We start from the raw sequence: 12,076 nt of genomic DNA on the forward strand, positions 1-12,076 counted from the left end.
AAGATGCTGCATCTCAAGGGCATCTATGGCCGCGAAATGTTCGAGACCTGGTACAAGATGATCGCGCTGGTGCAGGGTCCGCTCGATGTCGGCGGCCTGATCACCCACCGCATCGGCGTGGACGACTATATTTCCGGCTTCGAGGCGATGAAGAGCGGCAATTCCGGCAAGGTTGTCATGGATTGGTGAGGGCGGCCTTGGGGCTGGACTACAGGGCTCGCCATTCGCGGCGTGAACGCCCGGGAATAGCGCGATTTTTGAGTTCGTGAGGGCGATGATGACGCTTCTTTATCATTCAGGGCTATCGAATCCAGGACTTGATTGCCATCCGGCGCACCAGCCGTTGACAGGCGGTTGGTCATGTCGAGAAGCATTCCGCTACGGACCGGGCAAGCACGAATGAAGACCCAAATTGTCGTCGTTGGCGGTGGGGCTGGAGGTCTTGGACTCGTGCGCCGGCTCGGAGCACGTCTCGGCCGCAAGGATTTCGATATCGTTCTTGTCGAGCGGAACCACACCCATGTCTGGAAGCCGCTGCTCCATGAGGTTGCGGCCGGATCACTCGACGCAAATCTTGACGAAGTGGGCTACCGCGGCCACGGGCACCGTTGGGGCTACCGCTTCTTCTACGGGTCGCTGGAGGCCATCGATCGCACCGCGCGGCAGGTCACAGTGGCGCCGATATTCGACGATGACGGGTCGGAACTGGTCGGTCGACATCGGCTCCGATACGACTACCTCGTTATCGCAATCGGGTCGGTTTCAAACGACTTCGGCACTCCCGGAGTCAAGGATCATTGCCTTTTCCTCGAAGACCGTCACCAAGCGGATCGCTTTCGATTGAAGTTGTTGAATCATTGTCTTCGAGTTTCCAGGACAATGTCAGCTGATTCAACCGACGACGCCTTTGTTGATATAGCTATCGTAGGTGGCGGCGCGACAGGCGTCGAACTCGCTGCTGAACTCTACAATGCTGCATCATCTCTCAGACATTATGGCCTGGAAGTCTTCGACGAGACCCGGCTGAGGGTCACTTTGATAGAGGCCGGGCCGCGGATTCTTCCGGCTCTCCCAGAAGCTTTAGCAAAGGCCGCGCATCAGGAACTTGAGGCCCTCGGCGTCCGGGTGCTCGCAAACACGGCTGTATCCGAAGCAACGGAACAGGGACTGCGGTGTGCTACCGGGGAGCAGATACACGCCAATATTTGCGTCTGGGCTGCAGGAGTGCAGGGGGCAAATATTCTGGGAGAGCTCGACGGACTTGAGGTGGCGCGCAGCAGGCAACTTGTCGTCCTTCCCACCCTCCAAACGAGCCGGGACGAGCGCATCTTCGCTATCGGCGATTGCTGCTTTTTCAAGCCGGAAGGGGCGGGCGGCCCGGTGCCGCCACGCGCTCAGGCCGCCCACCAGATGGCATCGACCGCTTATCGCAACATTCTTCACTTGATTGCCTGGGAAACGCCGGAAGCATTTGTCTATCGGGACAAGGGCTCGCTCGTGTCGTTGAGCCGGTTTTCCACCGTCGGCAGCTTGATGGGAAATCTCGTCGGAGGGCGGATGGCGATCGAAGGGCGGCTGGCCAGGATGATCTACGTGTCTTTGTACCGCATGCACCTGGTGGCCATACATGGCTGGATCAAGGGCCTGGCTCTTATCCTGGTCGGCCATGTCAACCGGGTTGTCCGTCCGCGTCTCAAATTGCATTGAGGTTGGTCAGGCGAGTGGCAGGCTGCGACCGAAAGATGCCGCTGAGGTCTGCATTGCACCTCGCCTGACGACGCCCGAGTGGTCTTGCCGCGTTCCTCGCCCGATTTGCGCCATATGGCATGCCGACGGACGGCTCAAAACGAATGATCCCGCTGAATTGAAGGGGCATAACAGCAGCGAAATCTGCCCGCCGGTCGCCACTCTAAGGTCCGACTACAAATGTGACTTTGGATCAAGCGACAGCGTTGCACCTATGGCCGTTGATCATGACAGGGATAGCGTCAGCGCCCCGACCGAGCTGATGAAATTCGAGACCCGCCATGTGCCGGGCGCGCTGAAGCTGTCGCAGGAGATGGGCTGGCCTTATCGCCAGGAGGACTGGGAATTTGCCGTGAAGGTCGGCAATGGCCTGGTCCTCGAGCGGGCAGGACAGGTGATCGGCACTGCCATGTCCTGGAATTACGGACAGGCCTATGCGACTGCCGGGATGATCATAGTCACTGGCTCCGCGCAAGGCGGCGGCAACGGCTCCCGGCTTTTTGACGGGTTGCTTCAGGAAACGGACGGGCGCAACGTGCTGCTCAATTCGACGGAAGAGGGGCTCGCGCTCTACAAACGACGCGGCTTCAATGCCTGGGGCACGGTGATTCAGCACCAGGGCCCGCTGACCGTTGCCGTGACGCAGGGTGCGCGCGACGACATCCGTCAGGCGACGGTCTCCGACCTCGCGGCGATCCAGGCTTTTGACGAGCGGGCGACAGGCATGCCCCGGCCGTCGATGATGGCTGCGCTCGCTGATGCTGGCAATGTTTCGGTCATCGAACGCGCGGGGCGTATTGCAGGCTACGCCATCGCCAGGCGGTTCGGCCGCGGCTACGTGGTCGGCCCTGTTGCAGCCGAAAGCGCCCAGGACGCGCGGCTCCTGATCCTGGCGCAGCTTGCGACGCTTCACGGCCAATTCGTGCGCATCGACGTCTATGCCGAACACGTATTGGGCGACTGGCTGGAGAGCCTGGGCCTCGCGCGTGTCGGGGATGTGATCGCGATGGTCAAGGGGCGACGGCCGGTCTGCGACGGGACGGCCCGCATGTATGCCTTGGCAAATCAGTCGTTCGGTTAAGGAATGAGGTAGGGTAGCGATGGATACGAATGTAAATATCCGTGAGGCGGCACAAACGATCGATGCCCTCATCACCCCGTCGCTGCTTCTGGACCGGGGGCGGATCGAGCGCAACATCCAGCGTCTGGCCGAGCATGCCAGAGAGCTTGGCGTAGTGCTGCGCCCGCATATGAAGACGGCCAAAAGCATCGACGTCGCCCGACATGTGTTCCCCGGCGAACCCGGCCCGATCACCGTCTCGACCATCGCCGAGGCGGAGTATTTCGCCGGCCACGGCTTTCGCGACATCACCTATGCAGTCGGCATGTCGCCGGCGTCGGCCGTCCGCGCCATGGAACTTTGTCGCCGCACCGGCGCTGATGTGAAACTGCTGCTCGATTCCGTGGAGCAGGCCGACGCCCTGGCCGGTGTACGCGAAGCCACCGGTATGATGCCGTCCGTCTTCATCGAACTGGACTGCGACGACCATCGCGGCGGATTGAAGCCGGACGATCCCAAGCTGCTCGAGGTGGCCGACAGGATCGTCGCAGCTGGCGCCAACCTGGTCGGCGTCCTCGCCCATGCCGGCGAGTCCTATGGCTTGAACACTCCTGATGCACTGGTCAAGGCAGCCGAGGACGAGCGTTCGGCCACCGTGGGCGCCGCCGAAACTTTGCGCGCCAACGGCCATGCCTGCCCGATCGTCAGCCTCGGCTCGACGCCGACGGCGCACTTCGCCGAGAACCTCGAAGGCGTCACGGAGCTGCGCGCCGGGGTCTACATGTTCTTCGATCTCGTCCAGCACGGGGTAGGGGTCTGCCGTCTCGACGATATCGCGATTTCCGTGTTGGCCACGGTGATCGGGTCCAAGCCGGAAAAAGGATGGGTGCTGGTCGACGCGGGCTGGATGGCGCTTTCGCGCGACCGCGGAACCGCAAACCAGCAGGTCGACCAGGGTTACGGTGTCGTCTGCGATGAAAAGGGGCGGGTGCTTGAAGATGTGATCGTGGCGCAGGCCAGCCAGGAACACGGTATCCTCGCCATTCGTGCCGGTTCTGGAAAGTCCATGCCCGATTTGCCGCTCGGGGCTCGGGTCCGGATTCTGCCCAACCATGCCTGCGCGATGGCCGCCCAGCACCACTTCTACAGCGTCGTCAACGGGGACAGTCCCCGGATCGAAGCCCGTTGGGAGCGGATCCGCGGATGGTAGGGGCTGCAATCGCAACGCTTTGCATGGCGCCCGTGCAAACTGACGCACTGGTGGTGCAATCATGAAGTTTACATCTTATTGGCTGGATACCTCTCAGCCGTTCAATGAGGGCGCGTCCAAACCGCTCGAAGGCCACTACGATGTGGCGGTTGTGGGCGGCGGCCTGACCGGATCCTCCGCGGCGCTTGCCCTCGCCAAAAAGGGCGCCCGGGTTGCACTGTTGGAGGCCGAAACGATCGGCAACGCCGCTTCCGGCCGCAATGGCGGGATGTGCAACAACGGTTTTGCCCAGAACTATGCAATCATGGCCGGCAAGCACGGCAAGCCGGCCGCAAACGCCCTCTACAAGGCTTTCGACGCCGGCGTCGATATGGTCGAGCGGTTGGTGCAGGAAGAAAAGATCGACTGCAGCTTCTCCCGGGTCGGCAAGCTCAAGCTTGCCGCCAAGCCTGAGCACTACGACATGCTGGCGCGCAGCCAGGAACTCTTGGCGGCAAATGTCGATCCCGGGACGAGGATGATCGCGCGCGCCGACCTGCGAACTGAAGTCGGCACCAGCCGCTACCATGGCGGGCTGCTGTTTCCCAAGAGCGCCAGCATGCATGTCGGCCGTTTCGTCCGGGGCCTGGCGACCGCCGCCGCACGGCGGGGCGCAGAGGTCTATGAAAACGCCCCCGTCATGGCTCTGCGCAAGGTCGCCGACGGGCATGAGGTCGAGACCCCGCGAGGCAAGATCGTCGCGCGTCAGGTCCTGCTGGCGAGCGGCATTTCCCAGGTCGGTCCGCTCGGATGGATCCGCCGCCGCATCGTGCCGGTCGGCGCCTTCCTGGTCGTGACGGAACCGCTGTCGCCTTCGCAACTCGAGCGCCTCATGCCGACCCGACGCAATGTCGTCGACACGCGCAATCTCGTCGTCTACTGGCGGCTGACGCCGGACAATCGCATGCTGTTCGGCGGGCGGGCCCGGTTTGCAGTATCCAACCCGCAGTCCGACGAGAAGAGCGGCCGGATCCTGAAAGCGGCGATGGTCGAGGTCTATCCGGAACTGGCCGACATCCGCATCGATTACTGCTGGGGCGGCATGGTCGACATGACCCGCGACCGCCTGCCGCGCGCCGGGGAGCGCAACGGAATCTACTACTCCATGGGCTATAGCGGCCACGGCACCCATATGTCGACGCTGATGGGCAGCATCATGGCCGATGTCATGGACGGGCGCCCCGACCTGAACCCCTGGAAGGATTTCGACTGGCCGGCGATCCCTGGATACTTTGGGCGTCCCTGGTTCCTGCCGATCCTCGGCGCCTATTACCGCATGAAGGACCTTGTCACATGATTTCGCCCCTCGAACACCTGTCCCGCAACGGCCGCCTCGACAAGTTCTTCATCGACGGTCAATGGGTCGAGCCGAGAGGCACCGCCCAGAGCGTCGTCGTGAATCCCGCCACCGAAGAGATCGTGGCCCGGTTTCCGCTCGGAACCAGCGCTGACGTCGACGCGGCCGTTGCAGCGGCCCGCCGGGCGTTCGCCACCTGGAGCCGTACCAGGCCGGAATACCGCGCGGGTCTGCTTGATCGCCTGCAGGCGCTGCTCGAAGCGCGCAATGAACTGCTTGCGCAATGCTTGAGCCTCGAAATGGGCGCGGCGATCGGATATGCGCGCACCGCGCAGGTGCCGCTCGCGATCGCCCATGTGCAAGTCGCTCGCGATGTCCTGAAAACCTTCCCCTTCGTCGTGCAGCGCGGCCACACCGCCGTCACCCACGAACCGATCGGTGTCTGCGCCCTGATCACGCCCTGGAACTGGCCGCTCTACCAGATCACCGCCAAGGTTGCGCCGGCGCTCGCCGCAGGCTGCACGGTCGTGCTGAAGCCAAGCGAACTCTCTCCTTTGGACGCCCTGCTGTTCGCCGAGGCGATTGAGGAAGCCGGCTTCCCTGCCGGTGTCTTCAACCTCGTCAATGGTGACGGCCCAGGCGTGGGCATGGGTCTCGCCTCCCACACGGATGTCGACATGATCTCCATCACCGGCTCCACCCGTGCCGGCATCGCGGTGGCCCAGGCCGCCGCGCCGACGGTCAAGCGCGTCGGACAGGAGCTCGGCGGCAAGTCGCCGAATGTGATTCTGCCCGACGCCGACCTCGATCGTGCCGTTTCGCTGGGCATAGCCGCCGCCTTCCGCAATCTCGGCCAGTCATGCAGCGCGCCGACGCGTATGATCGTGCCGCGCGAGCGGCTGTCCGAGATCGAGGCGGTCGCCAAGAGGGCCGCAGCCCAGATCATCGTCGGCGATCCGCTTTCAGAAGCCACCACTCATGGTGCAATCGCCAACCGTTCCCAGTTCGACCGCATCCAAACCATGATCGGCATCGGCATTTCGGAGGGCGCCAGGCTCCTCACCGGCGGGTCGGGTCGCGCGAACGATCTGAGCGTCGGGTTCTATGTCAAGCCGACCATCTTTTCCGACGTGCGCACAGGCATGCGCATTGCCCAGGAAGAGGTTTTTGGGCCAGTTCTGTGCATCATCCCCTACGACACAGTCGAGGAGGCCGTCACTATCGCCAACGATACGGTCTACGGCCTGGGCGCCCATGTGCAGGGCGCGGATATGGGCGCCGTCAGGGACGTCGCCTCGCGGATCCGCGCCGGTCAGGTTCATCTCAACTACCCGGCCTGGGATCCGCACGCCCCGTTTGGCGGTTTCAAACAGTCCGGAAACGGACGCGAATATGGCATCGAAGGCATGTCGGAGTATCTCGAGGTCAAATCCATCCTCGGCTATTTCTAGGCGACATTTTTGCAGGGCGCAGAGGGCGCAGCTGCCGTCTACGCCTGTAGGCTGAGCGGATCGCTAATCAGTTAGAACATGTCGATTGATGACTGAATCGGATTTGGTGACGTCTGCGTCGGTTTGACTCATCAGGTTGCGATTCTATTCGGTCGCTTTGTGGGTTACCGATCGGGCATGATCGACCGACGCGGAATCGAGCAGCGGTGGAGGCGGACCGCTCGAAGCGGACGAGCGTGGCCGCCGGGTATTCGCTGCGAGTGAGGCTCGTGCTGCGGGTTGTGGGCTTGCGGTGGTGTCTGAGATCACCGGTCTGGCCCGTTCGACGATCGGGCGTGGCATCAAAGACCTCGATGTTGCGACGGCGCGCGGGCAGGTGCGTCGACAGGGCGTTTGTCTATGCGATCGAATGGAGTGGCAGAGAACTCTGGTCTGGAGCTTCCTCGATTGTTCGAAGCTCCGCCGTGCTGGGTTCAATTTGTGACTATTTTGACCAGGACTAACCTCCCACGCTCTCTTGATGTCCTTCGAGGCACGCCGAAATCGCCCGCAGCTGGAATTCCAGTGCGGGACCCTCCGCCGGGAACCGGCCGTCCATCGCGGAGGTGCCGACGGTAAATCCCGCTGCGCCACTGTTGCGAATGGTGTTGATCTGATCCGGCCGGTCCACCGATCCCGCGACGATAACGGGCTTGGGCACGGCCCGGCACACAGCGTCGATCAGAGACGGCGCATTGCCTGCCGAACGGTAGGCGAGAAGGTCGAGACCGGCGACACCGGGATGGCTGGCGAGCGCGACGGCGCTTTTGACGATCTCGGCCTGCGATCCTTCCAAAATGCTCGGGTGGCCGACGATGCGACCTGGAAACGGATAGTAGCGGATGGGCGTCCCTTCCAGCAGCGGCAGCACGTCGTCGGCATGGGTGCCACCGAGAAGATAGTCGACGCCGAGGTCGATCGCCGCCTTGACCGAGCGGATCTCGCTGTCGCGGTCGAGCGATACGACTTCGAGATAGGTGCTGGCTCCGCCCTCGCGGATCTGGCGGGCGAGGGCGGCGAGCGGCAGGCCGATGTCCTTGAAGCCGATGTGGCGGATTCCGGCCCCGAGCGCCGTTTCGGCGTGGACGGCGGCGTCGGTCACGGTGCGGTCGTTGCGTGTCAGCATGAAGATGAAGTCGAATTGGGTCATGGGGTGTCGGCTTTCTGGTTCGGGAGGGAAGCCTTCAGCCGAAGGGCGTAGTCGAAGGCGGTCTCCAGGCTGGAGGGGTCGGCAACGCCGGACCCCGCGATGTCGAAGGCGGTGCCGTGATCGGGGCTGGTGCGCACGAATGGCAGGCCCAGCGTGACGTTCACGCCATGGTCGAGGCCCATATATTTGACCGGGATGAGACCCTGGTCGTGATACTGGGCGACCACGATGTCGAACCGGCCCTTGCGGGCCTGCATGAACACGGTGTCGCCTGGCCATGGGCCGGAGGCGTCGATGCCTTCGGCACGGGCCGCCTCGATCGCCGGCCGGATGATGCGGATTTCCTCGTCTCCGAAGAGACCGCCTTCGCCGGCATGCGGATTGAGGCCGGCTACGGCGACGCGCGGATGGGAGATGCCGAGCGCCTTCGCACCGGCATCGGCCAACCGGATGGCATCCATCTGCGCCGCGAAATCGCCTTTGCGGATCGCCTCGGACAGCGAACAATGGATGGTGACGAGGACCGTGCGAATGTCCTCGTTCGCCAGCATCATGGCGACCTTGGGAGCCCCGCCATGATCGGCCAGGATTTCGGTGTGGCCGGGATAGTGCAAACCGGCTGATGCGAGGGCCTCCTTGTGAATCGGCGCCGTTACGATGCCGCCCACCCAACCGTCCCGCGCCAGTCCGATCGCGACAACGATGGCGTCGAACGCCGCGCGTCCACTGACGGCCGAAACCTGCCTGACCGGTGGCAGGGCGGAAAGCTGCGAGGAGCAAAGCACGTTGAGGGTTCCGTCATCGAGCACGGTCTCATCGACGGAGGCGATCGGCCGGATCCGCACATCAGAATTGAGTGCGCAAAGGGCGTGGGTCATCACCAGCGGATCACCGACGACGATCCAGTGTCGCTTGTCCGGTCGACGGAGATACATTTTTGCGATGATCTCGGGGCCGATGCCGGAGGGATCACCCATGGTCACGGCGAGAGGAGCGTCATGGGCGGTCATCGATCAGAGCCTTTCGTGAAAGCGGTTTGCCAGCAGGTCGCGGGCGGCATCAAGGAGTGCAGAGGGTGAGCCGAAGCCTCCCGCCTTCATGGCGATGGTGAGCGGCTCTCCATCCGCCCGTTCGGCGCGGCCAACCGGAAAGCCGGGCTCCAACTCGCGGGTGAGAAGGAACCGGTTGATGCCGAGGCGGTCGAGGATCGCCGCCATCGTCTCGCCGCCGGTGGCGATCACCGCGTCATAGTCGCGCCGGGCGACCGCTGCGGCTGCTTGTCCGGCGAGGTTCGTCATCACCGCGCTGGCATTCTCCTGCCGTTGCAGCGGTGCCCGAAGACAAATCACACGGGCGTCGCCGGGAGCGTCGGCAAGGTCGCCGACGACGGGAACGCCTCGTACACACAAGGTCTCGCATTGGACGCGCGTCACCGGATTGGCGCTTCCTGCGACGATCACCACCCGCCTGGCGGTTTGGTCGGTTACCGGGCGTCCATCCGGCACGGCAGGGACCAGCAATGCCAGCGCGATGGCGAGACCAGGAGAGCCCACCCAAAGAACAGTCTCAGGATCGGGGATGCTGGCGACCTGTCGGTTCAGTATGTCCTGGCTGTCGGCGTCGAGGATCAGAATGGACGCGTTCGTCGCCGCATCGCCGGAATTTTCTGGGGCGATAACGATCGGTCTTCCCAGGGACGGGTCGACCAGATCGGCAATGTCCGAGGTGCCTGCGGGATGGACTGGATCACGGCCGTAGACGCTTTGACTCACGGGAATGCCGTTCACCGTCTGGATCCCGCCGACGGTGAGCCGCCCCGCTGCTGGAAAGGCTGGAGCGATGACAAGCCTGCTCCGGCCGCTGGCGCGAAAGGCGGCGGCGACTTCCACGCGGATATGGCCGCGTAGGGTCGAATCGATCGTTTTGAACAGAAGGCGGGCATGCGAGAGGGCCGACACGGCGTCGGCGATAGCCCTTGTCGCCTGCCAGATGTCGGAGGCGCGGCTGTTGGTATCGATAGAAGTGATAGCTCCATTCTCCGCGCCGTCGACCTGTCGCTTGATCACAGGTGCATAGCCTCTCGCGAGAAAGGCCGCCGCGCCGTCGGTAGCGCTGGTCAGGTCGTCGGCGATTATCCCGACCAGGAGAGATGTGTTCCGTTTCATGTCGGTGATAATAGCAGAACGATCGGCAACGATTATCCATATGATCTGACGATTAGCAGTGATAAATAATCACCAATGAAACGATCTGAAGTACCTTCTTTGGACGATCTGCGTGCCTTCCAAACAGTGGCGCGTCTGGGATCTGTTCGTGCTGCGGCCGCCGAACTCGCTCTGACGCATGGTGCAGTCAGCCGCCGCGTCTCCAAGCTTTCCGCCGATCTTGGTCTGCGTTTGCTCGAAGCGGACGGGCGAGGGGTGCGTCTGACCTCCGATGGCGCGAAGCTGGCAGAGGCAACCGGCAAGGCGTTCCATTTAATCACTGATGCCTTGGCAGAAATCAGAACCAGCTCGACGCCGATTCCGATCATCCTGTCCTGCGAGCGCTCGCTGGCGATGCGCTGGCTGATCCCGCGTCTGTCTGGGTTTCAGGATCGATATCCGGATGTCGAGGTGCATCTGTCGACCGGCGGCGGAGGGCTCGACTTCGCGCGTGACCGGGTGACGCTTGCGATCCGCCGACTCGATTTTCTGGTCGACCCGGAATGGACCATCATCAGGCTGATGCCCGAGCGCGTCGGTCCGGTCATGCTGCCATCCCTGCGCAAACGGTTCGAGAGTGGCGACTATGTGGCGCTCGGATCACGGACGCGACCGGATGCCTGGGAAGCGTGGCTCGACGCGCACATGGATGCGCCGCGTCCTCGAACGACCCGATTGCTGGATCACCATTTCCTGATGACAGAAGCGGCCCTGGGTGGTCTTGGCGTTGCTCTTGCCCCCCAGGCGATTGCCACGGATGACGTCGCGAATGGGCGATTGGAAGCACCACTCGGCTTTGATCGCGACGGGACGGACTACGGCCTGATCCATCCGAAGTCGATCATTGTTTCAACCGGCCTCTCCGCATTGCGCGATTGGCTGACCGCAGAGTCCGAGAGATCGTTCAAGCGGCAGGTGCTTGAGAACAGCTAAACCAGGAAAATAGGTCGCCTTTGCGCACGTATCGGCTCAGGCGGGGCGAAAGAGACAGCACTGCCAAAGGGCGTGCTGGTTTGGCGGTCGACCTGAGGGCCTTCTGCTGAATGACCATGCATTGCGGCACATTCTGCCAAACGCCTGCGATTATGCTCGGGCAATAGGGCAGATTGACAGGAACCAGGGACATGGATCGCTTCCGGCCGAAATACGTGACTTTTGATTGCCACGGCACGCTCATCAATTTCCAGATGGCGGACGCCGCCAGGGATTTGTTCGGTCATCTTCTGGATGGGCCGCGCATGGACGAATTCATCAAAAACTTCCAGGGCTACCGCCTCGACGAGGTGCTGCAGGACTGGAAGCCTTATGCAGATGTCGTTCACAACGCACTGGAACGCACCTGCCGCCGCAACAGCGTCGCATTCCGTGCCGAAGACGCCGAAACGATCTACAACCGCATCCCCACCTGGGGGCCGCATCCGGACGTGCCCGAGGGATTGGCCAAACTGGCCAAGGAAATTCCGTTGGTCACCCTGACGAACTCCATGGTGGCCCAGATTCCGTCGAACGTGGCAAAGCTCGGTGCGCCGTTTCATGCCATCTTGACCGCTGAAGAGGCGGGTGCCTACAAGCCGCACTTCAAGGCGTTCGAGTACATGTTCGACACGCTGGGTTGCGGCCCGGAGGACATCACGCATGTGTCCTCGTCTTTCCGCCACGACCTGATGTCCGCCTATGATCTGGGGATCAAGAGCAAGGTCTGGGTCAACCGCGGCCACGAGCCGGCCAATCCCTTTTACGAGTATACGGAAATCCGTGACGTGACGCAGCTACCGGGCGTTTTCGGACTCTGAGGGCGAGGATAGGCCGGAGACCCGCAGAGCACTGCGCCCATTTTGCGAGGGCGGCCAGCGGCGCCGTCTGAAATACCGCGAGAAATA

At 62.8% G+C, this 12,076-nt stretch carries 10 protein-coding genes and 2 pseudogenes; 9 read left to right on the forward strand and 3 right to left on the reverse strand.

Annotation, left to right across the window (positions count from 1 at the left end):
- The 7 genes and pseudogenes from tdh to AC0L3O_RS24485 all read left to right on the forward strand — a co-directional run.
- Positions 1-189, forward strand: a pseudogene (tdh, locus tag AC0L3O_RS24455) (L-threonine 3-dehydrogenase); the annotation flags it as partial.
- A gap of 210 nt (positions 190-399) precedes the next feature.
- Positions 400-1,707: an NAD(P)/FAD-dependent oxidoreductase gene (locus AC0L3O_RS24460; protein WP_473616852.1), complete on the forward strand. Its 1,308-nt coding sequence runs from the start codon at positions 400-402 to the stop codon at positions 1,705-1,707.
- A 322-nt stretch (positions 1,708-2,029) separates the two neighbouring features.
- A complete protein-coding gene (locus AC0L3O_RS24465; protein ID WP_473616853.1) occupies positions 2,030-2,827 on the forward strand; it encodes a GNAT family N-acetyltransferase in 798 nt (265 codons plus the stop codon).
- 19 nt (positions 2,828-2,846) lie between these two features.
- On the forward strand, positions 2,847-4,016 hold the full coding sequence (locus AC0L3O_RS24470; protein WP_473536584.1) for an alanine racemase: 1,170 nt from the start codon (positions 2,847-2,849) through the stop codon (positions 4,014-4,016).
- 61 nt (positions 4,017-4,077) lie between these two features.
- Complete coding sequence (locus AC0L3O_RS24475; protein ID WP_473616855.1) at positions 4,078-5,352, forward strand: NAD(P)/FAD-dependent oxidoreductase; 1,275 nt, start codon at positions 4,078-4,080, stop codon at positions 5,350-5,352.
- Complete coding sequence (locus AC0L3O_RS24480) at positions 5,349-6,803, forward strand: aldehyde dehydrogenase family protein (RefSeq protein WP_473536583.1); 1,455 nt, start codon at positions 5,349-5,351, stop codon at positions 6,801-6,803. The genes AC0L3O_RS24475 and AC0L3O_RS24480 overlap by 4 nt, the downstream gene beginning before the upstream one ends.
- Positions 6,804-6,980: 177 nt before the next feature.
- Positions 6,981-7,194 (forward strand): annotated as a pseudogene (locus tag AC0L3O_RS24485) (ISAzo13 family transposase); the annotation flags it as partial.
- 108 nt (positions 7,195-7,302) lie between these two features.
- On the opposite strand, the gene AC0L3O_RS24490 reads toward AC0L3O_RS24485, so the two are convergent.
- Genes AC0L3O_RS24490 through AC0L3O_RS24500 form a run of 3 tightly spaced genes read right to left on the reverse strand, consistent with a single transcriptional unit; the run spans position 7,303 to position 10,157 of the window.
- Complete coding sequence (locus AC0L3O_RS24490) at positions 7,303-7,992, reverse strand: 4-hydroxythreonine-4-phosphate dehydrogenase (protein WP_473616856.1); 690 nt, start codon at positions 7,990-7,992, stop codon at positions 7,303-7,305.
- Entirely contained in the window at positions 7,989-9,002 is a 1,014-nt protein-coding gene (pdxA, locus tag AC0L3O_RS24495; protein WP_473536581.1) for a 4-hydroxythreonine-4-phosphate dehydrogenase PdxA, read from the reverse strand. Before pdxA ends, AC0L3O_RS24490 begins: the two co-directional genes overlap by 4 nt.
- A 3-nt stretch (positions 9,003-9,005) precedes the next feature.
- Positions 9,006-10,157, reverse strand: coding sequence for a four-carbon acid sugar kinase family protein (locus AC0L3O_RS24500; RefSeq protein WP_473536580.1), 1,152 nt, complete (start codon positions 10,155-10,157; stop codon positions 9,006-9,008).
- A gap of 99 nt (positions 10,158-10,256) precedes the next feature.
- On the opposite strand from AC0L3O_RS24500, the gene AC0L3O_RS24505 reads away from it, so the two are divergent.
- Positions 10,257-11,129: a LysR family transcriptional regulator gene (locus tag AC0L3O_RS24505; RefSeq protein WP_473616857.1), complete on the forward strand. Its 873-nt coding sequence runs from the start codon at positions 10,257-10,259 to the stop codon at positions 11,127-11,129.
- 191 nt (positions 11,130-11,320) lie between these two features.
- A complete protein-coding gene (locus AC0L3O_RS24510; RefSeq protein WP_473536577.1) occupies positions 11,321-11,989 on the forward strand; it encodes a haloacid dehalogenase type II in 669 nt (222 codons plus the stop codon).
- The last annotated feature ends 87 nt before the right edge of the window (positions 11,990-12,076 follow it).

This window comes from Mesorhizobium sp. WSM4810, assembly GCF_055811235.1.